The sequence below is a fragment of the Streptomyces sp. UG1 genome (assembly GCF_049974585.1).
Classification (GTDB): Bacteria; Actinomycetota; Actinomycetes; order Streptomycetales; family Streptomycetaceae; genus Streptomyces.
The window spans coordinates 169752-195269 of the sequence record NZ_JBNGGG010000015.1 but is presented as its reverse complement, the minus strand read 5'-3'; the positions used below and the strand labels follow the sequence as shown (position 1 = coordinate 195269).

The 25518-nt window shown below is 68.6% G+C and carries 24 protein-coding genes and 1 pseudogene; 14 read left to right on the top strand and 11 right to left on the bottom strand.

What is annotated here, in order from left to right:
• Positions 1 to 157 precede the first annotated feature (157 nt).
• Entirely contained in the window at positions 158 to 1612 is a 1455-nt protein-coding gene (argG, locus tag ACP4J3_RS19080) for an argininosuccinate synthase (RefSeq protein ID WP_426535879.1), read from the bottom strand.
• A 249-nt stretch (positions 1613 to 1861) separates the two neighbouring features.
• On the opposite strand from argG, the gene acnA reads away from it, so the two are divergent.
• Positions 1862 to 4579, top strand: coding sequence for an aconitate hydratase AcnA (gene acnA / locus ACP4J3_RS19075; RefSeq protein WP_426535867.1), 2718 nt, complete (start codon positions 1862 to 1864; stop codon positions 4577 to 4579).
• A 191-nt stretch (positions 4580 to 4770) separates the two neighbouring features.
• Positions 4771 to 5709, top strand: a pseudogene (locus ACP4J3_RS19070) (integrase core domain-containing protein).
• 289 nt (positions 5710 to 5998) lie between these two features.
• On the opposite strand, the gene ACP4J3_RS19065 reads toward ACP4J3_RS19070, so the two are convergent.
• Both ACP4J3_RS19065 and ACP4J3_RS19060 read right to left on the bottom strand, forming a co-directional pair.
• Positions 5999 to 7285, bottom strand: a complete 1287-nt coding sequence (locus ACP4J3_RS19065; RefSeq protein WP_426535865.1) for an NAD(P)/FAD-dependent oxidoreductase — start codon at positions 7283 to 7285, stop codon at positions 5999 to 6001.
• Positions 7286 to 7327: 42 nt separating this feature from the next.
• Positions 7328 to 8248 carry an ornithine cyclodeaminase family protein gene (locus tag ACP4J3_RS19060; protein WP_426535863.1) on the bottom strand — a complete coding sequence of 307 codons (921 nt, stop codon included), beginning with the start codon at positions 8246 to 8248 and terminating at the stop codon, positions 7328 to 7330.
• 139 nt (positions 8249 to 8387) lie between these two features.
• Between ACP4J3_RS19060 and ACP4J3_RS19055 the strand changes: the two genes are divergently transcribed.
• The 8 genes from ACP4J3_RS19055 (at position 8388) to ACP4J3_RS19020 (ending at position 15874) form a co-directional block, all read left to right on the top strand.
• Positions 8388 to 9080 (top strand): GntR family transcriptional regulator, encoded by a 693-nt coding sequence (locus ACP4J3_RS19055; RefSeq protein WP_426535862.1) that lies wholly within the window; start codon positions 8388 to 8390, stop codon positions 9078 to 9080.
• 432 nt (positions 9081 to 9512) lie between these two features.
• The gene (locus ACP4J3_RS19050; RefSeq protein WP_426535861.1) at positions 9513 to 11039 is read left to right on the top strand and encodes a sodium-dependent transporter; all 1527 of its coding nucleotides are present in this window, start codon (positions 9513 to 9515) and stop codon (positions 11037 to 11039) included.
• Between the two features lie 3 nt (positions 11040 to 11042).
• The gene (locus ACP4J3_RS19045; RefSeq protein WP_426535859.1) at positions 11043 to 11171 is read left to right on the top strand and encodes a hypothetical protein; all 129 of its coding nucleotides are present in this window, start codon (positions 11043 to 11045) and stop codon (positions 11169 to 11171) included.
• Positions 11172 to 11513: 342 nt separating this feature from the next.
• Positions 11514 to 12278 carry an amino acid ABC transporter ATP-binding protein gene (locus ACP4J3_RS19040; protein ID WP_426535857.1) on the top strand — a complete coding sequence of 255 codons (765 nt, stop codon included), beginning with the start codon at positions 11514 to 11516 and terminating at the stop codon, positions 12276 to 12278.
• Positions 12268 to 12912, top strand: coding sequence for an amino acid ABC transporter permease (locus ACP4J3_RS19035; RefSeq protein WP_426535855.1), 645 nt, complete (start codon positions 12268 to 12270; stop codon positions 12910 to 12912). Before ACP4J3_RS19040 ends, ACP4J3_RS19035 begins: the two co-directional genes overlap by 11 nt.
• Positions 12909 to 13562, top strand: a complete 654-nt coding sequence (locus ACP4J3_RS19030) for an amino acid ABC transporter permease (RefSeq protein WP_426535853.1) — start codon at positions 12909 to 12911, stop codon at positions 13560 to 13562. Before ACP4J3_RS19035 ends, ACP4J3_RS19030 begins: the two co-directional genes overlap by 4 nt.
• 268 nt (positions 13563 to 13830) lie before the next feature.
• A complete protein-coding gene (locus ACP4J3_RS19025; protein ID WP_426535851.1) occupies positions 13831 to 14682 on the top strand; it encodes a substrate-binding periplasmic protein in 852 nt (283 codons plus the stop codon).
• A gap of 91 nt (positions 14683 to 14773) precedes the next feature.
• On the top strand, positions 14774 to 15874 hold the full coding sequence (locus ACP4J3_RS19020) for a mandelate racemase/muconate lactonizing enzyme family protein (protein ID WP_426535849.1): 1101 nt from the start codon (positions 14774 to 14776) through the stop codon (positions 15872 to 15874).
• A 624-nt stretch (positions 15875 to 16498) separates the two neighbouring features.
• Here the strand turns inward: ACP4J3_RS19020 and ACP4J3_RS19015 are convergent.
• From ACP4J3_RS19015 to ACP4J3_RS18980, 8 genes are all read right to left on the bottom strand, one after another.
• Positions 16499 to 16684: a CGNR zinc finger domain-containing protein gene (locus ACP4J3_RS19015; RefSeq protein WP_426535847.1), complete on the bottom strand. Its 186-nt coding sequence runs from the start codon at positions 16682 to 16684 to the stop codon at positions 16499 to 16501.
• A gap of 68 nt (positions 16685 to 16752) precedes the next feature.
• Positions 16753 to 16905: a hypothetical protein gene (locus ACP4J3_RS19010; protein ID WP_426535845.1), complete on the bottom strand. Its 153-nt coding sequence runs from the start codon at positions 16903 to 16905 to the stop codon at positions 16753 to 16755.
• A 218-nt stretch (positions 16906 to 17123) separates the two neighbouring features.
• Positions 17124 to 18167 (bottom strand): LLM class flavin-dependent oxidoreductase, encoded by a 1044-nt coding sequence (locus ACP4J3_RS19005; protein ID WP_426535843.1) that lies wholly within the window; start codon positions 18165 to 18167, stop codon positions 17124 to 17126.
• Positions 18164 to 18394, bottom strand: coding sequence for a tautomerase family protein (locus ACP4J3_RS19000; RefSeq protein ID WP_426535841.1), 231 nt, complete (start codon positions 18392 to 18394; stop codon positions 18164 to 18166). The genes ACP4J3_RS19005 and ACP4J3_RS19000 overlap by 4 nt, the downstream gene beginning before the upstream one ends.
• An 11-nt stretch (positions 18395 to 18405) precedes the next feature.
• Entirely contained in the window at positions 18406 to 19893 is a 1488-nt protein-coding gene (locus ACP4J3_RS18995) for an aldehyde dehydrogenase (RefSeq protein WP_426535839.1), read from the bottom strand.
• Positions 19886 to 20617 (bottom strand): alpha/beta fold hydrolase, encoded by a 732-nt coding sequence (locus ACP4J3_RS18990; RefSeq protein ID WP_426535837.1) that lies wholly within the window; start codon positions 20615 to 20617, stop codon positions 19886 to 19888. The genes ACP4J3_RS18995 and ACP4J3_RS18990 overlap by 8 nt, the downstream gene beginning before the upstream one ends.
• A 6-nt stretch (positions 20618 to 20623) precedes the next feature.
• The gene (locus ACP4J3_RS18985; protein WP_426535835.1) at positions 20624 to 21175 is read right to left on the bottom strand and encodes an amino acid synthesis family protein; all 552 of its coding nucleotides are present in this window, start codon (positions 21173 to 21175) and stop codon (positions 20624 to 20626) included.
• Positions 21172 to 21798, bottom strand: coding sequence for an amino acid synthesis family protein (locus ACP4J3_RS18980; protein WP_426535833.1), 627 nt, complete (start codon positions 21796 to 21798; stop codon positions 21172 to 21174). Before ACP4J3_RS18980 ends, ACP4J3_RS18985 begins: the two co-directional genes overlap by 4 nt.
• Before the next feature lie 242 nt (positions 21799 to 22040).
• On the opposite strand from ACP4J3_RS18980, the gene ACP4J3_RS18975 reads away from it, so the two are divergent.
• The 4 genes from ACP4J3_RS18975 to ACP4J3_RS18960 all read left to right on the top strand — a co-directional run bounded on the left by ACP4J3_RS18975 (position 22041) and on the right by ACP4J3_RS18960 (position 25353).
• Entirely contained in the window at positions 22041 to 23645 is a 1605-nt protein-coding gene (locus ACP4J3_RS18975; protein ID WP_426535831.1) for a BCCT family transporter, read from the top strand.
• The gene (locus tag ACP4J3_RS18970) at positions 23632 to 24057 is read left to right on the top strand and encodes an ester cyclase (RefSeq protein WP_426535829.1); all 426 of its coding nucleotides are present in this window, start codon (positions 23632 to 23634) and stop codon (positions 24055 to 24057) included. The genes ACP4J3_RS18975 and ACP4J3_RS18970 overlap by 14 nt, the downstream gene beginning before the upstream one ends.
• A gap of 26 nt (positions 24058 to 24083) precedes the next feature.
• Positions 24084 to 24587, top strand: coding sequence for a flavin reductase family protein (locus ACP4J3_RS18965; protein ID WP_426535827.1), 504 nt, complete (start codon positions 24084 to 24086; stop codon positions 24585 to 24587).
• Between the two features lie 97 nt (positions 24588 to 24684).
• A complete protein-coding gene (locus ACP4J3_RS18960) occupies positions 24685 to 25353 on the top strand; it encodes a GntR family transcriptional regulator (RefSeq protein ID WP_426535825.1) in 669 nt (222 codons plus the stop codon).
• Positions 25354 to 25518: the final 165 nt, after the last annotated feature.

Below are 25518 nucleotides of genomic sequence, written 5' to 3'. Positions count from 1 at the left end.
TTTGTGTTGTCTTTTCGGGGGGGGCGCGCCCTTGTGTCCCCCCCCCCCCGCTGGGTGTTTTTCTGGTTGTGGGGGGCCCCCCGGGGGGGGGGGGGGGCCCGGGGGGGGGGCGCCCCCCCCCCCCCTTCCGGTGTGTCCGTCCGTCCCTCGCGGCCGGTCAGTCCGTGCCGGACTCCATCGCGGCGCGGTCCAGCGCGGCGTCCTCCGCGGAGACCTCGCCGCGGGAGGCGATGGCCTCGGCGCCGCCCTCCGGCAGTTCCGGCATGGTGCCGATCAGACCGGTCGCGGCCGCCTGGGAGGCGCCGACGGTCGGGCTGCCGGTGCCGATCAGGCCGAGGCCCGCGTACTGCTCCAGCTTGGCGCGCGAGTCGGCGATGTCGAGGTTGCGCATGGTGAGCTGGCCGATGCGGTCGACGGGGCCGAAGGCCGAGTCCTCGGTGCGCTCCATGGAGAGCTTGTCCGGGTGGTAGCTGAACGCCGGGCCCGTGGTGTCGAGGACCGAGTAGTCCTCGCCGCGCCGCAGGCGGAGGGTGACCTCGCCGGTGACGGCGGCGCCCACCCAGCGCTGCAGCGACTCGCGGATCATCAGCGCCTGCGGGTCCAGCCAGCGGCCCTCGTACATCAGCCGGCCGAGGCGCCGGCCCTCGTTGTGGTACTGGGCGAGGGTGTCCTCGTTGTGGATCGCGTTCACGAGGCGCTCGTACGCCGCGTGCAGCAGCGCCATGCCCGGGGCCTCGTAGATGCCACGGCTCTTGGCCTCGATGATCCGGTTCTCGATCTGGTCCGACATGCCGAGGCCGTGCCGGCCACCGATGGCGTTGGCCTCCATCACCAGGTCGACGGGGGAGCCGAACTCCTTGCCGTTGATCGTGACCGGGCGGCCCTGCTCGAAGCCGATCGTCACGTCCTCGGCGGCGATCTCGACGGACGGGTCCCAGAACCTGACGCCCATGATCGGCTCGACGATCTCGATGCCGGTGTCCAGGTGCTCCAGGGTCTTGGCCTCGTGGGTGGCGCCCCAGATGTTGGCGTCGGTGGAGTACGCCTTCTCCGTCGAGTCCCGGTAGGGCAGGCCGTGCGCGACCAGCCACTCCGACATCTCCTTGCGGCCGCCCAGCTCGGTCACGAACTTCGCGTCCAGCCAGGGCTTGTAGATCCGCAGGTTCGGGTTGGCGAGCAGGCCGTAGCGGTAGAACCGCTCGATGTCGTTGCCCTTGTACGTCGAGCCGTCGCCCCAGATCTGGACGTCGTCCTCAAGCATCGCGCGCACCAGCAGCGTGCCGGTGACGGCACGGCCCAGCGGCGTGGTGTTGAAGTACGCCCGTCCGCCGGAGCGGATGTGGAACGCGCCGCACGTCAGCGCGGCCAGGCCCTCCTCGACCAGGGCGGCGCGGCAGTCGACCAGACGGGCGACTTCGGCGCCGTAGGTCTTGGCGCGGCCGGGCACCGAGGCGATGTCGGGCTCGTCGTACTGGCCGATGTCAGCGGTGTAGGTGCACGGGACGGCGCCCTTGTCGCGCATCCAGGCGACCGCGACCGAGGTGTCGAGACCGCCGGAGAAGGCGATGCCGACGCGCTCGCCGGTGGGCAGGGAGGTGAGGACCTTGGACATAGGAAGAGTATGCATGATGACGCATGATCATGCAAAGGGCCCATGTGGCGGCCCTGGGTATGACCATCCCGGGCCTCATGTACTAGAGTTATCTCGACATCGAGATATCTGCCGAGGCGCACCGCAGTCGCGCGCTTTCGCCGACCCTGGCGGTAAGGCATGCCTAACTTAGCCTTACCTTAGCGGATCGGCCAAGCCGGCGTGGCGGCAGGATGCGGTGGTAAGCGCACCAAAATGAAGGAGACTGTCGTGTCGGCGAACAGCTTCGACGCCCGCAGCACGCTGCAGGTGGGCGACGAGTCTTACGAGATCTTCCGGCTGGACAAGGTGGAGGGCTCGGCCCGTCTTCCGTACAGCCTCAAGGTTCTCCTCGAGAACCTCCTCCGTACCGAGGACGGCGCGAACATCACCGCCGACCACATCCGCGCCCTCGGCGGCTGGGACTCCCAGGCCCAGCCGTCGCAGGAGATCCAGTTCACGCCGGCCCGCGTGATCATGCAGGACTTCACCGGTGTTCCGTGTGTCGTGGACCTCGCCACCATGCGTGAGGCCGTCAAGGAGCTCGGCGGCGACCCGGCGAAGATCAACCCGCTCGCCCCGGCCGAGCTGGTCATCGACCACTCCGTCATCGCCGACAAGTTCGGCACCAACGAGGCCTTCGCGCAGAACGTCGAGCTGGAGTACGGCCGCAACCGCGAGCGCTACCAGTTCCTGCGCTGGGGCCAGACCGCCTTCGACGAGTTCAAGGTCGTCCCGCCCGGCACCGGCATCGTCCACCAGGTCAACATCGAGCACCTGGCCCGCACGGTCATGGTCCGGGGCGGCCAGGCGTACCCCGACACCCTCGTCGGCACCGACTCGCACACCACCATGGTCAACGGCCTCGGCGTCCTCGGCTGGGGCGTCGGCGGCATCGAGGCCGAGGCCGCGATGCTCGGCCAGCCGGTCTCGATGCTCATCCCGCGCGTCGTCGGCTTCAAGCTCACCGGCGAGCTGCAGCCCGGCACCACCGCCACCGACCTCGTGCTGACCATCACCGAGATGCTCCGCAAGCACGGTGTCGTCGGCAAGTTCGTCGAGTTCTACGGCGAGGGTGTGGCGGCCACGAGCCTCGCCAACCGCGCCACCATCGGCAACATGTCGCCGGAGTTCGGCTCCACCGCCGCGATCTTCCCGATCGACGACGAGACCCTGAACTACCTGCGCCTGACCGGCCGCAGCGACCAGCAGGTCGCGCTCGTCGAGGCGTACGCCAAGACGCAGGGCCTCTGGCTGGACCCGAAGGCCGAGCCGGACTTCTCCGAGAAGCTCGAGCTGGACCTGTCGACGGTCGTCCCGTCGATCGCCGGCCCGAAGCGCCCGCAGGACCGCATCGTCCTCGCGAACGCCGCCGAGCAGTTCAAGCTGGACGTCCGCAACTACGTCGACGAGGTGGACGAGGCGGGCAAGGAGTCCTTCCCGGCCTCGGACGCCCCGGCCGTCCACCCGAACGGCTTCCCGTCCAACGCGGTCCTGGTGACCGCCCCCGACGGCACCACCTACGAGCTGGACCACGGCGCCGTGACGGTCGCCGCCATCACCTCCTGCACCAACACCTCCAACCCGTACGTCATGGTCGCCGCCGCGCTGGTGGCCAAGAAGGCGGTCGAGAAGGGCCTGACCCGCAAGCCGTGGGTCAAGACCACCCTCGCCCCGGGTTCCAAGGTCGTCACCGACTACTTCGACAAGGCGGGCCTGACCCCGTACCTGGACAAGGTCGGCTTCAACCTCGTCGGCTACGGCTGCACCACCTGCATCGGCAACTCCGGCCCGCTGCCGGAGGAGGTCTCCAAGGCCGTCAACGACCACGACCTGGCCGTGACCTCGGTCCTCTCCGGCAACCGGAACTTCGAGGGCCGTATCAACCCCGACGTCAAGATGAACTACCTGGCGTCCCCGCCGCTGGTCGTCGCCTACGCCATCGCCGGCTCCATGAAGACGGACATCACGCGCGACGCCCTGGGCACCGACCAGGACGGCAACCCGGTCTACCTGAAGGACATCTGGCCCTCCGAGGCCGAGGTCAACGACGTCGTGGCGAACGCCATCGGCGAGGACATGTTCTCCAAGTCCTACTCCGACGTCTTCGCGGGCGACGCCCAGTGGCAGGCCCTGCCCATCCCGACCGGCAACACCTTCGAGTGGGACGCCGAGTCGACGTACGTCCGCAAGCCCCCGTACTTCGAGGGCATGCAGATGGAGCCGGCCCCGGTCTCCGACATCTCCGGCGCCCGCGTCCTGGCCAAGCTCGGCGACTCGGTGACGACGGACCACATCTCGCCCGCCGGTGCCATCAAGGCCGACACCCCGGCCGGCAAGTACCTCACCGAGCACGGTGTCGAGCGCCGCGACTTCAACTCCTACGGCTCCCGCCGAGGCAACCACGAGGTCATGATCCGCGGCACGTTCGCCAACATCCGCCTGCGCAACCAGATCGCGCCGGGCACCGAGGGCGGCTACACCCGCGACTTCACCCAGGCCGACGGCCCGGTGTCGTTCATCTACGACGCCTCGCAGAACTACCAGGCCGCCGGCACCCCGCTGGTGATCCTGGGCGGCAAGGAGTACGGCTCCGGCTCGTCCCGTGACTGGGCGGCCAAGGGCACGGCCCTGCTCGGCGTCAAGGCCGTCATCACCGAGTCGTACGAGCGCATCCACCGCTCGAACCTCATCGGCATGGGCGTCCTGCCGCTGCAGTTCCCGGCGGGCCAGTCGGCGGACTCGCTCGGCCTGACCGGCGAGGAGACCTTCTCCATCACCGGCATCACCGAGCTGAACGAGGGCACCACCCCGAGCACGGTGAAGGTCACCACCGACACGGGCGTCGAGTTCGACGCGGTCGTCCGCATCGACACCCCCGGTGAGGCCGACTACTACCGCAACGGCGGCATCATGCAGTACGTGCTGCGCCAACTTGCCGGTTCTTGACCTGACGTGAACGAGCGCCCTGCCCCTGCATCTCGCGCACGGGGGCAGGGCGCTCGCGCGCGACGGGGCGGAAGACGCTGCCCTTGCCGAATACCTCATCCACGCAGGTGGGACCGGGTTTCGGCGTTGGCCGAGGCCGATCGAGTCGCCGGTATCGCACGGCGCCGGTTGGCGCGGCATGATGATTGTTCGTGCTGCTGAGACTGGCGTACCTGGGTGTGACGAACGCGTTCGCGATGCTGCGACTGCCGCCGATGAGCGACCGGGAGAAAGATGCCGAGATCCTGGCCTTGCGCCACCAGATCGGCGTTCTGGAACGGCAGTGAACGGGCAGCAGGTCCGGTTCCACGCGAGCGACCGGGCGTTTTGGGCGTCGCTCCTCCATGGCCTGCCACGGGAAGTGCTGCGCCGGATGCGGCTGCTGGTGCGGCCGGACACGGTACTGCGCCGGCACCGCAACGTCATCGCCCGCCGACACGCTTCCCAGTCCCGGCCGAAGCGCGGAGGCCGGCCCCGCACCGTGCACTCGATCCGGGCGCTGGTGCTGCGCCTGGCCAGGGAAAATCCAAATTGGGGCTATCGGCGCCTGCACGGTGAGCTGCTCGTACTCGGGGTGAAGGTGGCAGCATCCACGGTCCAGCACGTGAACCGCCGGATCCGGATCCTGGGCGCGACCGCGCACCCGACCGCGTGCTGGGTGGTCCAGGCTGCGAAGAATCTCGTCATGGACCTCGAGGACGCCGGCTGCCGGGCTCGCTATCTGATCAGGGATCGGGACGGGAAGTTCCTACGGCCGTTCGACGAGGTGCTCAAGGACGCGGGTATCGAGGTGGTGCTCAGCGGCGTCCGGATGCCGCGCACGAACTCGATCATGGAGCGGTGGGTGCAGACCTGCAGGCGAGAGCTGCTGGACCGTACGTTGATCTGGAACCAGCGCCATCTCCTGCACGCCCTGCGCGAGTTCGAGACGTTCTATGACGAGCACCGGCCGCACCAGGGTCTTGCGAATGCCCGCCCTCTCCACTCGCTGCCCGCTCCGATCGAGGACCCGGGCCGGATCGCCCATCTGGACATACGACGGCGAGTGCGACTCGGCGGGCACCCTCCACGAGTATCGACATGCCGCCTGACCAGCATGGAGGAGGTATTCGGCAAGCGCAACGCCGGCTACTCGAACCGCAGGCGACCGGACTGGCCGCCGCCCTGCTGCAGCCGGAGCTCCGTGACGGCACCTTCTACGAACCACCGGCCCCCGCGGCGGCCTGACCCACGCACCCGGCAAACCACCACGAAGAACCCTCACCCCGGGTTGACGGAACGCATGGAGGCACTCCCGAACACCGCAGGTCAGGCTGCGACCTTGGTACCCCAGCGGTGGGCGGGGCCACGGGGTGGGTACGTGTCGTGGTCCGCGACGTGTCAACCGCCTGCTGTGGTGTGGCTACGCCGTGCGGCGAAGCGCTGCGGTGAGAAGGGGCGAGCCGTGGGGGCCGTGTCGGCTCGTTGCCGGCCTCCGCTGACTTCCGCGGAGATGATCTCCGCCGTCACCGGCGCCAGAGTCACCCCGAGCATGCTGTGTCCGCTCGCGACGAGCAGGTTGTCCTTGCCCGGCAGCGAGCCGATGACCGGCAGCCCGTCGGGCGTCATGGGACGCAGTCCGGTCCAGCCCCGTGGCTGTGACTCCAGGGGGAAGTCCGGCATGTATGTGTGGGCGGAGCGGGCGATGCCCCGCAGCCGATGGGGATCGATGGTCGCGTCGGAGCTGCCGAACTCCATCGTTCCGGCGAACCGGAGCCGGTTCGCGAGTGGTGTGACGGCCACCTTCGCCTCGCCAAGGTACACCGAGTGCCGCAGCGTCACCGAGCCGCCGGTGTCGTCGAAGCCGTATCCCTTGCCGGGCCGGATGGGCAGGGGGTGTCCGGCCAGCCGCGAGAGCGGGCCGGTGTGCACTCCGGCCGCGAGGACGAATAGGTCGCCGGTGACCTCCTTGCCCCCGGCGAGCACCGAGGTCACGGCACGGTTCCTGGTCCGGATGCCGGTGACCGGGCTGTCGTGCAGGAACCGGACTCCAAGTTCCCGGCAGCGGTCTTCCAGGCCCTTGACCAGACTCGCGGGGTCGACGTGCCGTTCCTGCGGGCAGTGCAGGCCGGTCAGCACCTGCGTTCCCAGTGCGGGTTCGAGGTCGCGGAGTTCGTCGCCGGTCAGGGGGACGGCGGTGTGGCCGATCCGCTCCATGGGGGCCGTCGCCGCCCGGTACTCGTCCATGGTGTGCCGGGTGGTGAAGACCAGGAGCTGGCCCGTGCGGTGGTGCTCGAAACGTATGCCGTCCTTCTCGTACTCGTCGAAGAGCTGAAGCGTGCGTTCGTTGAGGGAGGTGAGCGCCTCGACGCCGGCGGCGAAGTCTCGGGGATTGCAGCGGCGCAGCATGTTGATCATGAAGCGCACGTGCTCGGGACGCGGGGAGGGGCGGACGTACAGGGGGCTGTCCCTGCGGGCCATCCACCTCAGGGCCTTGCCGAGCATCCCGGGCGCGGGCACGGGAGCCGACATGATCGGAACGATCCATCCGGCGTTGTGGACGGAGGCTCCGGCCGCCCCGGCGCTTCCCGCGTCCACCACGGTGACGGCCAGGCCGTCCTGGGCGAGCCGGTGGGCGGTGGCGAGTCCGATCACTCCGGCACCGACGATCACTGCGTTGTCTGTCATTGTTTCCTTCCCGCGGATCGCGGATCGCAGACCGGTGCCGGGTCAGGCGAGGAACTTGTCGGCCAGGAGGCGGGCTAGGGCCCAGTCCTGTACGGCGACGCCGACGGACTTGAACACGGTCCGCTTGCCGTACTCGGCGGTGGGGCTGGTCAGCGCGGTACCGAGTTCGGTGAGGGCGTCCCGGGTGATGGCCCCGGCTTCGAGCGCGTGGATGATCTCGCCGGATTCCTCCAGGATCGCATCCAGTTCGTCGACGACGACAGTGCTGCCGGCGAGCAGTTCGTCGGGCAGTTCGCGCATGGTGGGGCGATAGGCGCCGATGGCGTTGACGTGCACCTGCTCGGGCAGTGCCGACGCGGGGAAGAGCGGGCTGGTCGCGTTGGTGGCGCAGCAGACGATCTCGGCCCGCCGGACCGCCGACGCGGCGTCGGTCGCGGTGAGCAGTTCCACCCCCGCCAGCTCGGGTGCCAGTTTCCCGACGAGTGCCTGCGCGCGGCCCAGGTCGGCGTCCACTACGGTCAGCTGACTCAGGGGCCGGACCGTGTGGACGGCGCGGACCTGGTCGGGGGCTTGTCCGCCGGCGCCGATCAGGGTGAGTCGCCCGGCCCCGGGCGGGGCGAGGAGGTCGGTGGCGACGCCGACGACGGCACCGGTACGCAGGGCCGTCACTGCCCCGGCGTCGGCGACCAGGTGGTCCAGGCGGCCGGTCTCGCTCCAGACCACGGTGCCCGCGATGGCGGGCTTGCGCTCGAAGTTCAGGCTCAGCGTCTTGAACATGGCGGAGGCGGTCGACCGGTGATGTGCCGACATCACAAGGAACTGCCCGTCCCGCAGCGCGGTGCGGGTGGGCATCTCGAACTCCCCGCCGGCGAGATCGACGAAGCCGCGCCGTACGACCTCGATCGCCTCGCTCATCGTCACGGCCTCGCGAATCTCGCGCTCGCCGACGGTGATCGTCTTCATGGCACCCCACTTCTTCGTCGCGTGCGCTTTCCCGCATCGCTGCGCGTGAGAGGAAAGCCTGAGTAAGGTATTACACCTTACGCCTCGCGACAAGGGAACACCGGCGTACGACTCGGGTGTTCCGTGTTATGTATAGGGCATGACTCCTTCTCGCCCGGCGGCAGCGCCCGCGCGCGGTGCGCAGCTCCAGTCGGTCAGCCTCCGCCAGCAGGCGCGGGAGGCGCTGCGCACCCGTATCGTGCTGGGGCAGATCGAACCCGGGCGGGTCGAGAGTGTCATCAACGTGGCCTCCGAGCTGGGGGTCTCCGTCACGCCGGTCCGTGAGGCCGTCATGGACCTGGCCAACCTCGGCATGGTGGAGATCATTCGCAACCGGGGCTTCAGGGTTCCGGTGCTCACCGACCACGATCTCGAAGAGATCTTCCGGCTGCGGACCATGCTGGAGGTCCCGGCCATGACCGAGCTCGCCGGGCTTGCGGACCGGGCGCCCGTGGCAGGGTTCCGGCAGCTCGCCGAGCAGCTCACCAAGGCCGCACGCGAGGGAGACCTCGTCCCCTTCCTGGACCTGGACCGGCAGTTCCACCTCGGCCTGCTGGAGCTGCTGGGCAACCACCGCCTCGTGGCGATGGTCGGCCAGCTGCGCGACCAGGCGCGGATGGAGGGCTTGCAGAAGCTGGCGGACCAGGGTGAGCTGACCCAGTCCGGCGAGGAGCACATCGCCATCGTGGAAGCCATCGTCGCGGGCGACGAGGAGCTGACCGCCGAACTCGTGCGCAAGCACCTCACCCACAGCCGGGGCATCTGGGCCGGCCGGGCGGAAGGCGACGACTGACACCTCCGGGGAGCCGGTCGGGGAGTGTCGCTCGGCGGCGAGGCGGACGCTTTGCTTCGGTGGCCTGAGGGCCGGAAGCCGACGACGTGCACTGTGCGTCGGCCTGGACCCGCTGTTCGGTGATCCTTTGGACAGGGCGGCCTCCTGCCGTACCGCCCCTACGGTGGGCCTCCCGGGCCGGGCGTTGTGGTGCCTGCGAGCCGCTGGTGTCTGTCTGTCGTGGTGCGTTTCCGGCGTGCACAGGCGAGCCCCGACAGTCGGGAGAAGTTCGACGCCGCTCTTGCGGAGGGCTGAGTGAGGTGTAATACATTACTTGTCACGCGTCGAGGAACGAGCTGTGCCGGCGTCGCGGGGGAGGTCGACCACGAAGCGCGGCGCTGAACTGTCAGGGCGCGGTAGTCCCCATACCGGCTGAACGGAGTGAACCGGATCATGGCGCGTCAGACATCCGGCGCGAAGCGAGAGGTGTTCTCCAGCCGCTTCGCGTTCGTGGCCGCCGCCATCGGGATGGCGGTCGGTACGGGCAATATTTGGCGATTCCCCCGCGACGTCGGAGCAGGCGGTGGCGGTGTCTTCATCATCGCCCTCGTGCTGGCCAACCTGGTCTGGGCGGTCCCGCTGCTGATGGCGGAGTCGCTGCTCGGGTCCCGCAGCCGGCTCGGCACCATCGGGGCGTTCCGTGAGTTCATGGGCCGCAGATTCGCCTGGATGGGCGGATTCATGGCCGTGGTCACGGTCGGCATCCTCTTCTACTACACGGTGATCTGCGGCTGGGCGATCCGCTACTTCGTCTACGCGGTGAGCGGCAGGTTCTCCTCGGGTGTCGGCAGGGAGCAGACACAGCAGCTCTGGGACGGCTTCGTCGCCAGTCCGGCGCAGACGATCCTGTTCCACGTGATCGCGGCCTTCCTCGTCGGCTTCGTGGTGATCCGCGGCCTGAAGGGCGGGCTGGAGGCCGTTCTGAAGATCACCGTGCCCGTGCTGTTCGTCGTACTGGTGCTGCTCGCGGTCCGTGCGATGACCCTGTCGGGCGCCGGCGAGGGGCTGCGCTACCTGTTCGTGCCCGACTGGAGCCGGATGCTCGACGGTGAGATGTGGCTCGGCGCGTTCGTGCAGATGGCCTTCTCCACCGGTGCCGGCTGGGGTCTGTACCTGACCTACTCGGTGTACATGCGCAAGAAGGAGGACTTCGCGCTCAACGCGGGCATCGTGGTCGCCGGCAACCACCTCGCCTCGCTGCTCGCCGGGATCGCGGTCATCTGCACGGTCTTCGCGGTGCAGTCGCCGCAGTACGCGCAGGAGGCGGTCTCCGCCGGCGATCAGGGTCTGATGTTCGTCTATCTCGCCGCGCTGTTCGGCGAGATGCCGGGTGGCACCTGGGTCTTCGCGCCGCTGTTCTTCCTCGTGCTTGTGCTCGCCGGTCTGTCCAGCCTGATCGCCATGATGGAACTCGCCGTGCGCAACGTGATGGACTTCGGTGCCAAACGCAGGACGGCCGTCCTCGCGATCGTCCTCGTCACGCTCGTCGGGGGCATCCCCTCCGCGCTCGACCTGGATGTGCTGACCAACCAGGACAACGTCTGGGGCGTCGGACTGCTGATCAGCGGACTGTTCGCCGCGATCGCCATGATGCGCTACGGCCTGGAACGTGCGCGCCGCGCGCTCGACCTGTCGAGCGACTTCAAGGTCGGTGCGTGGTGGAAGGTGCTGATCGGACTGTTCCCGCTGATGTTCGCCGTGGTGTTCGGCTGGTTCATGTACCTGTCCGTCACCGACGACTCGCAGACCTGGTACGACCCGTTCCAGACGTTCAGCATCGGCACGATGGTGCTTCAGTGGTCGCTCGTCCTCGTCGTGATGCTGCTGCTCAACGACCTGTTCTCACGGAAGATACGCCGCAGCCCGCTGACCGCCGCCGATGGCGAACAGCCGCCCGCCCGCAAGGAAGAGGAGGTCTGATCCATGGACGCGGAGACCTTGATCTGGACGCTCGTCCTCTTCGGCGGGACCGTGCTCGCCGTGGTCTGGCTGGGCTACGCCGCGTGGCGCAAGGACAAGGAGAAGACCGGCGCCGAGCAGAACGCCGAGTGAGCCGATCCGGACCTCCAGGGGCATGAAGTAGGCTCGGAGGCCCGTGAGTTCGGTGATCAGCGGGGTGCTCCCCTCCTGCCTCCCCCGCAGGAGGGGAGCACCCCGCTTGCCATGTGGAGCGGTCTGACCGCGGCGCGAAGCAGGGCCCCGAGCGGGGGCGATGCCCGGCGGTCACAGGCTCATGTCTATCCGGGCCCGGACCCTTGACAGTGCCCGATGTGTCCCCGATGCTCAGTGAGGTATTACACCTCAGGCCCGAGTGGTTCGGCCTGTCCGCCAAGCCCGCACTCAGTGCCGGCCCGGCCTCCGGTCAACGGATGGCCCCGATCGGAGATAAGAACCTTGGCAAGCAAGAAGTGGGCCATCGAGCTCGAAAACGTCGTCAAGAGATTCGGTGACCACACCGTCATCGACCACGTCTCGCTGTCCGTGGCCCAGGGCGAGGTCGCCGCGATCATCGGCCCGAGCGGCGCGGGCAAGAGCACGCTGCTGCGCTGCGTCAACCTGCTCGAACGGCCCGACAGCGGCACCATCGTCGTCGCCGGCACCAGCATCGACGCGGGCAGTCAGATCAAGTCCAAGGACCTCGCGAAGCTGCGCAGCGTCGTCGGCATGGTCTTCCAGTCGTTCAACCTCTTCCCGCACCTGACCGTGCTGCGCAACATCACCCTCCCCCAGGAGCAGGTGCTCGGCCGCACCCCGGCGCAGGCCCGCGAGCGCGGCCTCGCGTTGCTGGAGCGGGTGGGCCTCGCGGACAAGGCCGACCAGTACCCGAACCGCTGCTCAGGAGGCCAGCAGCAGCGCATCGCCATCGCGCGCGCCCTGGCCCTCGACCCCGAGGTGATGCTCTTCGACGAGCCCACCTCCGCGCTCGACCCCGAGCTGGGTCTCGAGGTGCTCACGGTGATGCGGGAACTCGCCGACGACGGCATGACCATGGTGGTCGTCACCCACGAGATGGAGTTCGCCCGGGACGTCTCCGACCACCTCGTCGTCATGGCCGACGGAGCCGTCATCGAAGAGGGCAAGCCCACCGACATCTTCTCGGCACCGACGCACGCCCGGACCCGGCAGTTCCTCAGGGCGGTGGACCGCGATGGGGTCTGACCTGGTTCTCACAGTGCTCAAGGGCGTGCCGACGACCCTGCTGCTGACCGGCGCGAGTCTCGGGATCGGGATCGTGGGCGGCCTGCCCTTCGTCGCGGCACGTGTGTCGAACCGGCGGCTGCTCCGCGTCGTGTCCCGCTCCCTGATCGAGGTCTTCCGGGGCATCCCGCCCCTGGTGTGGCTGTTCATCATCTACTTCGGCCTGGGCACCTCGCTGCCCGGGATCGGGCCGCTTCAGGCGTCGATCATCGGCATGGGGCTGATCTCCTGCGCCTACATGGCCGAGATCTACCGCGGCGGGCTCGCCGCAGTGCACCACGGCCAGTGGGAGGCCGCCAGGGCCCTGGGCATGAGCAGCCTGGCGATCGTCCGCAAGATCATCGCCCCGCAGGTCTTCCGGATCTCCGTACCCGCGACGGCCACCTACGGCATCGGGCTGTTCAAGGACTCCTCGGTGGCCTTCACCCTCGGGGTCGGCGAGATCCTCTTCTTCGCCAACCAGCAGTCGCGCACGACCGGTGACGCGATCAAGCCGTTCCTGGTGGCGGCCGTCCTCTACATCGTCCTGTCGGCGGCGTGCGCGGCGCTGTCCCGCTCCCTCGACAAGCGCCTGCAGCGAAGGGTGGCCCGATGAGCTTCCTCACCGACTGGACGGACGCCTTCCCCCAGCTCTGGGACGGCCTCAAGATCAGCGCCCAACTGGTCGCGGGGAGTCTCGCCCTCGGCATGCCGCTGGGGCTGCTGCTGGCACTGGGCTCGGCATCACGTGTCGTGCCGGTCCGCTACACGGTCATCGCGCTCGTGGAGATCGGACGCGGCACCCCGGCCCTGGTGATGCTGCAGATCGTCTACTTCGGACTGCCCGAGCAAGGACTCTCCCTGAGCTCCTTCGTCTCCGCGACCCTGGCTCTCGCCCTGACCACCGGCGCCTACGCGAGCGAGATCATCCGCGGCGGCCTGCAGTCCGTTCCGCAGGGCCAGCTGGAAGCGGCGGACGCGCTCGGCATGAGCCGGTTCTCCGTCCTGCGCTTCATCGGCATCCCCCAAGGGCTGCGCGTCGCCATCCCCGCCCTGATGGGCCTGTCCATCCTGATCTTCCAGGCCACCTCGCTGGCCTACTCGATCGCCGTGCCCGAACTGCTGGGTGCCGCGTACTCGTACGGCTCCTCCACCTTCAAGTACCTGAGCGTCCTCTCCCTCGCGGGTCTGATGTACCTCTCCATCACCGTCCCCGCCAGCTGGCTGTCCGAGCGCGTCGAGCGCCGTCTGGCCCGGCATGTCTGAGAACCCGGAAGCAGCGGTGGGCGTGGATCCGGTCGGTGCCGCGGCAGACGGATGCCGCCGGCGAGTGGCGTATCCGCGATTACCCGCGGCATCGCGCCATCGAGCGCGCTGAACGCGAACCGCCGGGCAGACCGCCAGCGGATACGGCGCACAGGACGCCGGAACCTCACCAGGCTCCATGCACTGATCACCAAACGGCGGGGCCTCATCGGACCCCGGGACAGGGACGCGAGCCCGCACGCCCGGACACAGAACACCGAGGAGAAACATGAACAGCAAGTTCCCCGCAGCCATGGCCGCCGTCACGCTCCTGGCCGTGGCCACCCTCTCGGGCTGCGGAGGCGAGTCGTCCACGACCACCGTCGGCGACGGCTGCAAGCCCAAGCACGAGTTCAAGACCATGACAGAAGGCACCCTCTCCGTGGTGAGCTTCGACATCCCGCCTTTCAGCAAGGTCGAGGGCAACGACCTCACCGGCGTCGACGGGGACATCCTCAAGGCGATCGCGAAGGTGGAATGCCTCACGCTGTCCGTCAAGGCCGCCGGCGCAGCCGCCGTCATCCCGACCGCGCAGGCCGGGCGCGCCGATCTGGCGGCCGGAGACTGGTACCGCACTGCGGAGCGGGCGAAGGTGCTCGACCTGTCCGACCCGATCTACCTCGACGACATGGCGCTCGTGTCGAAGGAGGGCGTGACCACCGTCCCAGCCCTGAAGTCCGAGGGACTCACCGTCGGGACCGTGGAGGGCTACCTGTGGGTCGCGGACCTGAAGGACTACCTCGGCAGCAAGCTGAAGACCTACGCCTCGGGCGTCAACTGCTACCAGGACCTTCAGGCCGGCCGCCTTGACGTGTGCGTCGACAGCTATGGCTCCGCCGTGTACACGACCAAGGGAAAGAACCTGAAGGTCGAGAAGGCCGAGCCCTTCGACCAGGTCGCCGCCTCCGTCGAGGCCGCCCAGTCCACCTTCCCGATGCCCAAGGGGCACGAGGACATGGTCAAGGCCGTCAACGAGGACATCGCGGCCCTGCGGAGCAGCGGCGCACTCGCGAAGATCCTCACCAAGCACGGTCTGGAAGCCAGTTCCGCCGAGGTCGGGGAGCCGCGCCTGATCGGCTGACCGGGAGGCCCGGGCACGCTCGGTACGACAGCCGGAGAGACGACGTGCTCTCTCCGGCTGTCGCCGGCAGACGAAGAGAGGGGATGACGGTATGAAGGTGGTCGGCGTCGACTGCTTCAGCTACAACCTGCGCTACGCCCATGGCGAGTACGTGATGTCGGGTGGCCGCGCGGCGACTTCCGAGATCGGTACGCTGGTCCGCCTGCGCACCGACGAGGGTCCGGAAGGCTGGGGTGAGATCACTCCCCTCGGCAACCGGTACCTGCCCACCCACTGGGCCGAGGTACGCGCGGCCCTGCACACCATGGCCCCGTCGCTCCTGGGCCAGGACCCGACCAACCTGTCCGCGATCCGCCGCACCCTGGACGGCGTCCTCCTCGGCGGCGGTTACGCCAAGGCCGCCGTCGACGTCGCGTGCTGGGACCTCCTCGGCAAGTCCTGCGGAAAGCCGGTCGCCGCACTGCTCGGCGGTGTGCTGCAGGAGGACTTCCCGCTCTACGAGGCGGTACCCCTGACATCTCCGGAGGGGATGGCCGACTTCGTGGTCCGTCGCGAGGAGGCCGGTATCCAGCGCTTCCAGCTCAAGGTCGGCAACGATCCCCTGGAAGACGCCCACCGCACGCGAGCCGTCGTGGCCGCGGCGGCGCCCGACACCCTGGTGGTGGCCGACGCGAACGGCGGCTGGAACCTGCGAGCGGCCCAGATCGCCGTTTCGGCCATGGCCGACCTTCCGGTGTTCGTCGAGCAGCCGTGCCGCGAGACCGACGACTGCGTCTTCGCGATGCGCCACTCCAGCCTTCCGCTGGTGCTCGACGAATCCATCCTCACCATGACCGATGTCTTCCGCGCGAAGTCCGACGCGGGCGCCGTCTCCATCAACATCAAGATCAGTCGGGTGGGCGGGCTGACCCAGGCGGCACGCATGCGCGACCTCATGCAGGACCTCGACATGATGGTCTCCGTCGAGGACACCTGGGGCGGCGACATCGTCAGCGCGGCGGTGAGCCACCTGGCGGCGAGCACCAAGCCGGAGAACTTCCAGAACGCCTCGTTCATGAACGACTGGACCGACGGACACGTCGCCGGACATCAGCCGCGCTCCCACCGTGGACGCGGTGCGGCACCGACTGGACCGGGGCTGGGCATCACCGTGCAGACAGACGGACTTGAGTCCGTCTTCCACGTCGGCTGACCCGTCCGGCCGGTGCGCGAGGAGCCGGTGCGGGCGGTGTCGTCGGCGACGAACTTCACGTCGACGCCGGGGCTGGGGCGCGGCTGCCCCAGCAGCCGTCGAAGTGGTTCAGGTCCGCCGCCGTGGTGCCGGAGTGAAGGCGTACCGACCGTACTGCACGTCGACGGGCGTCGGCTCTGCTCCTGGGACACCGGCGAACGGCGCTGGATCCTGCCCGCCGACCGCCGCACGGTACAGGTCGGCTCCTCGTCCCGCAACCTCCGGCTCACCGGAAGTGGCACGTCACGCTGACGCCGACCGCACCTGTGCCCGTCGCCGCTCACTTGCGCTGTTGGAAGATCCATGTGCGGATGCCCGGGATGTCGTAGGCGATCTTCCAGGTGCTGAGGTGGTTGTTGAGGGAGCTGTCCTCCTGGTCGCTGGGCACGACCGTCCCCTTGTCGAAGGGGAGCCTGGTCGTCCACAGCCCGCTGCCGTCACGCGTACAAGGTGATTAGACGATCGGAAATGTCGACGAGAGCTGACAGTGCTGGAGGGCCGGCCCGTTCCCCGATACCAGTGTTGACCGGCCTTCCGGCCCTACTGCGCGGCTCCCGCCGCGTCGGCAGTTGGTACTCGAGCGCATTACCGGCGCTGTTTCCGATCGCGGTGGGCGGAGACGTGGACGCGTGTGGCGCACAAGCGTGAGCAGTATGCGCGGCGGCCGTTGCGGGACACGTCGACGAAGACCGTGCGGCAGCCTGGTGCCGAGCACCGCCCGAGACGGCAGGGATCGGTCTCCGTGACTCCATCAGACCCAGGGCAGACCAATCTCTACCGAACCCGGGGTGGTTCAGCCTGAGGTCCGGCTCTCCGTACTCGGCGACTCGGGGGCCGCCTCAGGGTGTCATGAAGCCGCTGGGAAGCCGGGGCAAGTCGCGCTCGATGTGGTCTTGCAGCTGATTGCGCGTCACATTCGTCGTGACCTGGAACTGTTTCTCGAGGCGGAATTCCCTACGGTGCTGCCCGATGACGTCGAGCACGGTGAGCACGGGCGTGCTCGGGGAGAGGGTGAGCCCGGCACCTGGCTACTGGAGGAATCCCGCGGGGTTCGACGGCAGGCGCGTTTTGTAACTGGATCGGACGGTCCCAGTGTTCGGGGAGGTGAAGGGGCACGACGGGGATCCGCTGCCAGCCGGGCCGCCATCAGGTGGACCCGCCTTACGTCACGGGTCCACCCGCCCGCCGCCGGCCTCAACTCCTGGAAGACTTACTGGAAAGCTGGGATGACTTCCTTGATGAACAGCTCCAGGGACTTGCGCTTGTCCTCGTGCGACAGGCTGGTGTCGATCCAGAAGCTGTACTCGTCGACGCCGAGTTCCTCGTAGGAGCGCAGCCGCTCGATGACCTCGGCCGGGGTGCCGATCATCGCGGTCCTGTGCAGCGACTCCGACTGGAACTCCGGCCGGCCGTCGAACTTCGACTCCGGGCTGGGCGGCAGGAAACCGTTCTGCGGGGTGGTCTTGTTGCCGAACCAGGCGTCGAAAGTGCGGTAGAAGCGGTTGATGGCCTCCGCGGCCGGGCGCCAGCCGTCGGGCTCGTCGGGGGAGTGGACGTGGGTGTGCCGCAGCACCATCAGCTCGGGACGCGGGACCTCCGGGTGGTTCGCCACGGCAGTGTCGAACTTCCGCTTGAGGTCGACGACTTCCTCGTCGCCCTTCATCAGCGGGGTGACCATGACGTTGCAGCCCTGTGCCACCGCGAAGTCGTGGGAGGCGGGGTCACGAGCGGCGATCCACATGGGCGGGGTGGGCTGCTGCACCGGCTTGGGCACACTGGTCGAGGTCGGGAACTGCCAGATCTCGCCGTCGTGGGCGTAGTCGCCCTGCCAGAGTGCCCGGACGGCGGGCACGAGTTCGCGCAGGTGCTTTCCGCCCTCGGCGGCCGGCAGTCCGCCCGCCAGGCGGTCGAACTCGAACTGATAGGCGCCGCGGGCGAGTCCGACCTCCATCCGGCCGTTGCTGACGACATCGAGGAGCGCGCATTCGCCGGCGACCCTGATCGGGTTCCAGAACGGGGCGATGATGGTGCCGGCGCCCAGGCGGATGGTGGAGGTCTTCGCCGCGAGGTGGGCCAGGAGCGGCATCGGGCTGGGGGAGATCGTGTACTCCATCCCGTGGTGCTCGCCGATCCACACGGTGCCGAAGCCGCCCGCCTCGGCCATCAGGGCGAGTTCGGAGAGGTTCTCGAAGAGCTGCCGGTGGCTGACCTCCTCGTCCCAGCGCTCCATGTGCACGAACAACGAAAACCTCATGACTGCTCCTTGTGTGCTGTGGGGACCGAGGTGCCGGCGGCGTCCATCTCGGTGAGGGTGACGTCACCGGTGGCCCAGTGCGTGCGGGGGACTTCGTGGACGACGACTCGGATGTACTCGGGCCGGGTGTTCGTGGTGCGCAGGACCGCGTTGTGCACCTCGTGGATCAACTCCCGGATCTGTGCCGGGGTGCGGCCCTCGGCGAGGGTGATGGCGACCTGTGGCATGTCGGCTCCGATCAGCTCCGCATGGTGAACGGGTCGGCCACGGGTTCTTCGCTCGTGTTGATCCAGACGCTCTTCAGGCGCGTGTACTCCTTGATCGTCTCGGTGCCGTGCTCGACGCCGACGCCGCTGGTCTTGAAGCCCTGGCGCGGTGACATCGGGGACATGGCCCGGTAGGTGTTGACCCACACGGTCCCGGCGTCCAGGCGCGCGGCCATTCGGTGCGCCCGGGAGAGGTTCGTGGTCCACACGCCGGCCGCGAGGCCGTAATCGGTGTCGTTGGCCAGGCGTACGACCTCGTCCTCGGTGTCGAAAGGCATGACCGCCAGCACGGGGCCGAAGATCTCCTCCCGTACGACGCGCATGCTGTTGTCGACGTCCACGAGGACGGTGGGCTCGTAGAAGTAACCGCCGAGGCCGCCGTCGGTGGCCCGGCCGCCGGTGAGCACCCGGGCGCCCTCGTCGCGTCCGAGGTCGACGTACTCGGCGACCTTGTCGCGCTGGTCCTCGAAGGCGAGCGGGCCGAGCTCGGTCTTCTCGTCGAGGGGGTCGCCGATGATGATGGTCCGGGCGCGTTCTGAGACGCGCTCGAGCAGCTCGTCGTAGACGGACCGGTGGGCGAACACCCGGCTGCCGGCGATGCAGGTCTGTCCGGCGGCGGCGAAGATGCCGGCGACGACGCCCATCGCGGCGTTTGCCACATGCGCATCCTCGAAGACGATGTTGGGCGACTTGCCGCCGAGTTCGAGCGTGGAGCCGATGAAACGGCTCGCCGTCGCGGCGGCGATGCGCGCCCCGGTGGCGGTGCTGCCGGTGAAGGAGATCTTCGCCAGGTCACGGTGGTCGACCAGGGCCTGCCCGGCCTCGGCGCCGAATCCGGTGACGACGTTCACCGCACCCGGTGGGAACCCCGCCTCCAGCGCGAGTTCGGCGAGCCTGAGCACGGTGGCCGAGGTGTACTCCGAGGGCTTGATGACGACGGTGTTTCCGGCGCAGAGCGCGGGCGCCAGTTTGCTGCTGGTCAGCGTCAGCGGGGAGTTCCAGGGTGTGATCGCCCCGACCACGCCGAGGGGCTCGCGGGCCGTGTAGTTGAGGACCTGCCGGTCGGAGGTGGGGATGAAGTCGCCGTGGATCTTGTCGGCCAGTCCGGCGTAGTAGTAGTAATACTCCGGCAGTGTGGCCAGCTGGCCACGCATCTCGCGCAGCAGCTTGCCGTTGTCCTGCGTCTCCATCCTCGCCAGTTCTTCGGCGTTCTCGGCGATCAGGTCGCCCAGGCGTCGCAGCAGGTGGCCGCGCCGTGTCTGGCTGAGGTCGCGCCAGCGCGGGTCCTCGAACGCCTTCCTAGCGGCCGCCACCGCTCGCTCGATGTCGGTGGCGTTCCCGCGTGCCGCCCGGTAGAGGACCTCGCGCGTGGCCGGGTTGGTGCTCTCGAAGTACTCGCCCGACGCGGGCTCCACCCACGTCCCGCCGATGAAGTGCTGCAACGTGGTGAGGTCAGACATGTGAACACTCTCCGAGGAAGGTCGTGAGGGAGTCGACCAGCGCCTGGGGACGCTCGACGGGCAGCATGTGACGCGCCTCGGGGACGACCACCGCACGGCAGTCGGGCAGCGCCGCGGCGAGCCGACGGGTCATCTCGGGGGTGGAGCCCGGATCGTCCGCACCCGTCACCGCCAGGGCGGGTACGGCGATACGGCCCAGGTACGGCCCGAGTTCCGCGTCCGCCGAGGCGAACACGCGATAGCAGCCGAGGAAGGAGTCGACGTCGTTGGTGAGCAGCGTGGCCTCGGTGCGGGCCACCCAGTCGGCGTCGACGTCGGTGCCGTCGTACCACCGCTTCAGGGACGCGGTCGCGCTGGCCGTGAAGTCGGCCTCCGCGGTGCGCAGCCGGGCGAGGACCGAGGTCCGCTCCTCGGCCGTACGCCGGCACACCGAGCTGACCGAGGTCAGGGTCGCCACCAGCCGGGGGCGGTGCAGCGCCAGGTGCTGTGCGACGAGCGCGCCCAGCGAGAATCCGACCAGGTGCGAGCCGGTCGGGATCTCACCGGCCACCCCGTCGGCCAGGTCGGCGAGGATCACTCCCTGGTCCACCGGCGGGCGGGTGCCGTGGCCCGGCAGGTCGGGGGCGATCACGGTGAAGTGGTCGGCCAGGAGCGCGGCGGTGGGCTCCCACATGGTGTGGTCGAGCCCTACGCCGTGCAGCAGCACCACGGTGGGCTTGCTCATGTATGCCTACTGCTCGGTCGAGAGCGGCGCCAGACGCTGCTGCGGGCGCCCCTGGGCGGCCGCGGCGAGCGCGATGACGATCTCGTTCGGGTGGGGGGCGTCGCTCAGCCGGACCTCGACGCTCTGGTGGTGCGAGCGGATCGTGGCGTCGGTGATGTGCTTCAGCGGGATGTCGAAGACCACTCCCGCGGGCCCGCGCTTCTCGACCGCGGGCAGCAGGGTGGTGGCGTTCGCCGCCTTACGGAAGTGGTCGCCGAACTTGAGCGTGTGGATCAGCCCTGAGCCGTGCTCGATCTCGCCGTCCAGGCCCACGATGGCCGCCTTGCCGTACGCCTCGGCGGGCGCTTCGAGTGCGTCGAGCACGGCCGGGGCCAGCAGCGCGCCGAGGTCGGAGGCGTGTGCGTCGATGCCGGGAGTGAGGTCCTCGACGAAGCCCTGACCGGCCCAGGGGTTCTCGATCACCGCTGCGACGACGGCGATCCGGGCCGGGCGGTCGAGTGCGCGGCCGCCTTCGGCGCGGATCTCCTCGACGACGGTCACGATCTTGCGGACGCTCATGGGGCGACAACCTCCAGGGTTTCGGTGGTGACGACGGGGTCGGTCATGCGGTCCCCGATACGGGGGTGCGGGCGCGGCCCCGTGGACGCGGCCGCGACGACGACGATCTCGTCCGCGCGCGGAGCGTCGGAGACGCGGGCACTGATGGTCTGGTAGTGGCTGCGCGTCGAGGCGTGTGTCTTGTGCCAGAGCGGCACGACCAGCGTCTCACCCGCTTCGGCACGCGTGTCGGCGAAGCAGATGATCGACTCGCCCTGGAGGAACTCCCTCACCAGGTTGCCGTAGTACGGGGTGTGGATGAGGGCACCGGCGTGCTCGATCTCGCCCGCGGTGCCGACGATGGCGGCCTTGCCGAACGATTCGATCTCGTCCACGCCGCCCAGCGCGGCGATGAGCCGGCCGGTCAGCAACGTGGCGAGGACGGGGGCGACGCGCTCCTGCTCCCGGGACAGATCGGCCGTCGGTCCGGTGCCTGCCCACGGGTTCCGTATGACCGCGGCGACGCTGGCTCGCCGCGCGGGCTGTGCTGGTGCCGCGCCCGCCTCGGTCAGGACGACGTCGCGGTAGAGCACGAGCTTGCGGAGGCCGATGCTCTCGTCGAGGTGATCCATGCGTTCTTGCATGCCACAGGACGATAGGCGTCGTCTCTTGTGTCGGTCAAGAGGGGAACCGGAAGGGGCGCCCGAACATCTTCAGCCCACCTTCCGAGATCAAAATTGGGCGGATGACCTGGGGTTATAAGTGGCATGCAAAGTTGTGACGTGATTCCGCTCGACCGAACCCTTGACGCTCTATCTGTGACGTGCCTTACTGCTGCTTGTATGCCAGACCGGATGGCCATCGGGCCCCGGACCCAAGGAGTTTCATGTCCAGTCACCTTGGAACGGGCGAGGAAACGACGCCCGCGACGTCGTCGGGGAGCGGTGGGGAAAGCACCACGGACGACACCGACGCCGACCGCGACAGCGGCGGGCGACTCGGTTCCGTTTTCTGGACCTCGCTCGGTATCTCCACCGTCTTCGTAGCGTGGGCGGTGCTCTTCACGGACAACCTGAACACAGTCACCAACAAGTCGCTGAACTGGGTGACGGCCACGTTCGGTTGGTCGTACCTCGTGGTCACGCTCGCCATCCTGATCTTCCTGGTGTTCCTGGCCTTCAGCCCCGCCGGCGACATCCGGCTCGGCAAGGACTCGGATCGCCCCGAGTTCTCGACGCTCACCTGGTTCGCCATGATCCTCAGCGCGGTCATGGGCATCGGACTGGTCTCCTACGGCGTCGCCGAGCCGATCTCCCACCTGGCGACGCCACCGCACGGCCTCGCCGAGCCGAACACGCCGGCGGCGGCGGTGCGCGCCCTGCAGTACTCCTACTTCGACTGGGGCCTGCAGGCCTGGGCCATCTTCGCCGTCTTCGGTCTGGCGATCGCGTACTCGACCCACCGCAAGGGCCGGCGCACCCTGGTGAGCCAGATGTTCCGGCCGCTGCTCGGCGACCGCGTGGACGGGCCGATCGGCAAGACGATCGACGTGCTCGCCGTCTTCGCGACGCTCTTCGGCACCACGACCTCCCTCGGCCTGGGAGCCCTCCAGGTCAACAACGGTCTCGGCAGGCTGTGGGGGATGCCGGTCAACAACGTGAGCCAGGTGCTCATCATCGCCGCCGTCACCTCGATCTTCACGCTCTCGGCGGTGACCGGTGTCAGCAAGGGCATCAAGTTCCTGAGCCAGGGCAGTTCACTGCTGGCGCTCGCGCTGTTCGTCTTCATGCTGATCGTCGGTCCGGCCGTGTTCATCGCGAACCTGTACATCGAGTCCGTGGGCCAGTGGGCCACCGACTTCTTCCGGATGAGCCTGCAGGGCACCGCCTTCGGCGGGCTCGAGTGGATGCAGTGGTGGACCTACTTCATGATGGCGTGGTGGGTCTCCTGGGGCGCCTTCGTCGGTGTCTTCCTGGCCCGTATCTCGCGCGGCCGCACCATCCGCGGCTTCATCATGGGTGTACTGGTCGTCCCCAGCGTGGTGTTCTTCACCTGGTTCACGGTCTTCGGCGGCACCGCGATTCACATCGACATGTTCGAGAAGGGCGACATCGCCAAGCAGACCGCGGCCGACATCAACAGCGCGTTCTTCGCGACCCTCGACCACTACCCGCTCGCCACGGTCACCTCGGCGATCGCGATCATCCTGGTCGTGATGTTCTTCGTCTCCGGCGCGGACGCCAACACCTACGTCCTGTCCATGATGACCTCGGACGGATCGCTCACCCCGCGCCGTTCGGTGCTCGTCCTATGGGGCGTCCTCACCGGTGTCACCGCCGTCGTCCTCATGCTCGCCGGCGGACTGAACGCCCTGCAGAACACCGTCATCGTGACGTCGTTGCCCTTCCTCGTGATCATCGCCGGTCTGGCGGTGTCCTTCTGGAAGGAGCTGAACGCAGACAGAAAGGAGAAGGCCGGTGCCGAACTCTGACGCCCGTCGTGGACTCATCGAGAAGGCGTGGGCCGCGGCCTGGGGCGCGGGAGACGTCGATGCCCTCGACGCGCTGCTGAGCCCGGCCTACCTCCGGCACAGCCAGGACCCGCACCCGCAGGACCTGGCGTCCTTCAAGGCCTCGATCGTCTCGACCCGGTCCGCCTTCCCCGATCTGGTGACGACCATCGACGACATCGTGATCGAGGGCGACCGGGCCGCGATCCGCTGGCACAGCAGCGGAACCCACCAGAACTCGCTCCTCGGTGTCCCCGCCACCAAGCGGCGGGTCGAGGTCAGCGGCGCCACGTTCGCCCGCTTCGAGGGCGACAGGATCGTCGAGGAGCACGTGACGTGGGATCCCAGGGCGCTGCTCTCGGCGCTGGGCGTCATCCGGGTGGGACAGGACTGACGATCAAGATGACAAGGAGCACCTCCATGACCCCGCTCGCCTCGAAGCCAGACCTCGATGTGATGAAGCAGGTCAACCGGCAGTTCGTCACCGGCGTCACGGTCGTGACCGCGATGGACGGGGAGGTCCCCAGGGGGCTGGCCGTCAACGCGTTCTCGAGCATCTCGCTCGACCCCGCCACCGTGATGGTGTGCGTCCAGCGCACCTCGTCCACCCACGACTGTCTGTTCAGCGCGAGCCACCTCGCGATCAACATCCTGTCCACGGACCAGCTGGACGTCGTCGGTACGTTCGCGAGCAAGGCCACGGACAAGTTCGAGAAGGTGGAGTGGGAGAGCGGCCCGTTCGGCAGCCCGCTGATCGCCCGGAGCAGTGCGCAGATGGAGGTCGAGATCCGCGAGCGGCTGCAGGCCAGCACCCACACCGTGTTCATCTGCCGGGTGATGCACGCTGTCGTCTCCGAGCGTCATCCGATGGTCTACAGCGCGGGTAAGTTCTTCGACGGCGGCGCGCTGGCGCCGCTGGGATGACCGGCGGGCGGCTCGGGAGACGGAGGAGAGTTCGGTGAGTGGCGCGAAGAGCGAACCGAAGTGGGGGTCCCCCCGGCCGGAGGCTGGGGGAGGGTCGATGCAGGCCAGGGTGATCGCCGCGATGCGCGAGCGGATCATCAAGGGCGACATCGAGCCCGGCGCTCCGCTCTCGGAGCTCGCCCTTGCCGAGGAGTTCGGCGTCAGTCGTACACCGGTACGCGAAGCCCTCAAGCAGCTCCAGACCGAGGGGCTGGTCGAGATCCGGCCCCGCGTCGGGACGTTCGTCACCACGCCCTCCCGCCGTGAGATCACGGAGCTCTTCGAGATGAAGGAACTCCTCGAGGGTGCGGCCGCCCGGCTGCTCGCCCGGCGTGGCCGGGTCCCGGAGATCGACCTGCTGGAACGGAATCTGCGCGAGGCCGATGAAGCGGTGGCGCGGGACGACCGGGAACGGTACGCGGAGTTGGTCCAGGAGTTCCACGACCTGCTCATCTCCGGTGCCGACAACAACAAGCTGGAGGCCCACTACCGGATGCTGATGAACCAGCTGGCCTACTCCCGGCTGGTGAACACCTCGCTGAGCCAGCCGGGTCGCGCCCTGCAGTCGGACCGCGAGCACCACAACGTCCTGGAGCTGATCCTGGAGAAGGACGGCGACAGCGCCGAGCACGTGATGCGTGAGCACGTCAGGGCCAGCCGGCGTGCGCTGCTGGCGGGGCTGCCCATCGGCAGTTCGCATGAGAGGTCCGGCACGGCGGGATCCTGATACCGCCGTCAACGCGCCGTCCGCCGCCCTCGCCTAACGGCAATTCAGGGCCGATCCCCGCCTCTTCGGAGGAGGTGTCCGGCCCTTCGGCCTGCGCTGCCCCGCCCGCCGGCCGACAGGTGCATTCGGGTCGGCTTACTGGGACCTTCCACCGCTGAAATCCCC

What these genes read in the sequence shown, in the direction of transcription:
- ACP4J3_RS18990 (WP_426535837.1), bottom strand. Translation starts at nt 20,617, where the DNA reads ATGAGCAAGCCCACCGTGGTGCTGCTGCACGGCGTAGGGCTCGACCAC.
- ACP4J3_RS19045 (WP_426535859.1), top strand. Translation starts at nt 11,043, where the DNA reads ATGGACGCGGAGACCTTGATCTGGACGCTCGTCCTCTTCGGCGGGACC.
- ACP4J3_RS18960 (WP_426535825.1), top strand. Translation starts at nt 24,685, where the DNA reads ATGCAGGCCAGGGTGATCGCCGCGATGCGCGAGCGGATCATCAAGGGC.
- ACP4J3_RS19020 (WP_426535849.1), top strand. Translation starts at nt 14,774, where the DNA reads ATGAAGGTGGTCGGCGTCGACTGCTTCAGCTACAACCTGCGCTACGCC.
- argG (WP_426535879.1), bottom strand. Translation starts at nt 1,612, where the DNA reads ATGTCCAAGGTCCTCACCTCCCTGCCCACCGGCGAGCGCGTCGGCATC.
- ACP4J3_RS18980 (WP_426535833.1), bottom strand. Translation starts at nt 21,798, where the DNA reads ATGCAAGAACGCATGGATCACCTCGACGAGAGCATCGGCCTCCGCAAG.
- ACP4J3_RS19000 (WP_426535841.1), bottom strand. Translation starts at nt 18,394, where the DNA reads ATGCCACAGGTCGCCATCACCCTCGCCGAGGGCCGCACCCCGGCACAG.
- ACP4J3_RS19005 (WP_426535843.1), bottom strand. Translation starts at nt 18,167, where the DNA reads ATGAGGTTTTCGTTGTTCGTGCACATGGAGCGCTGGGACGAGGAGGTC.
- ACP4J3_RS18985 (WP_426535835.1), bottom strand. Translation starts at nt 21,175, where the DNA reads ATGAGCGTCCGCAAGATCGTGACCGTCGTCGAGGAGATCCGCGCCGAA.
- ACP4J3_RS19065 (WP_426535865.1), bottom strand. Translation starts at nt 7,285, where the DNA reads ATGACAGACAACGCAGTGATCGTCGGTGCCGGAGTGATCGGACTCGCC.
- ACP4J3_RS18995 (WP_426535839.1), bottom strand. Translation starts at nt 19,893, where the DNA reads ATGTCTGACCTCACCACGTTGCAGCACTTCATCGGCGGGACGTGGGTG.
- ACP4J3_RS19030 (WP_426535853.1), top strand. Translation starts at nt 12,909, where the DNA reads ATGAGCTTCCTCACCGACTGGACGGACGCCTTCCCCCAGCTCTGGGAC.
- ACP4J3_RS19060 (WP_426535863.1), bottom strand. Translation starts at nt 8,248, where the DNA reads ATGAAGACGATCACCGTCGGCGAGCGCGAGATTCGCGAGGCCGTGACG.
- ACP4J3_RS19035 (WP_426535855.1), top strand. Translation starts at nt 12,268, where the DNA reads ATGGGGTCTGACCTGGTTCTCACAGTGCTCAAGGGCGTGCCGACGACC.
- ACP4J3_RS18975 (WP_426535831.1), top strand. Translation starts at nt 22,041, where the DNA reads ATGTCCAGTCACCTTGGAACGGGCGAGGAAACGACGCCCGCGACGTCG.
- ACP4J3_RS18965 (WP_426535827.1), top strand. Translation starts at nt 24,084, where the DNA reads ATGACCCCGCTCGCCTCGAAGCCAGACCTCGATGTGATGAAGCAGGTC.
- ACP4J3_RS19025 (WP_426535851.1), top strand. Translation starts at nt 13,831, where the DNA reads ATGAACAGCAAGTTCCCCGCAGCCATGGCCGCCGTCACGCTCCTGGCC.
- ACP4J3_RS19050 (WP_426535861.1), top strand. Translation starts at nt 9,513, where the DNA reads ATGGCGCGTCAGACATCCGGCGCGAAGCGAGAGGTGTTCTCCAGCCGC.
- ACP4J3_RS19055 (WP_426535862.1), top strand. Translation starts at nt 8,388, where the DNA reads ATGACTCCTTCTCGCCCGGCGGCAGCGCCCGCGCGCGGTGCGCAGCTC.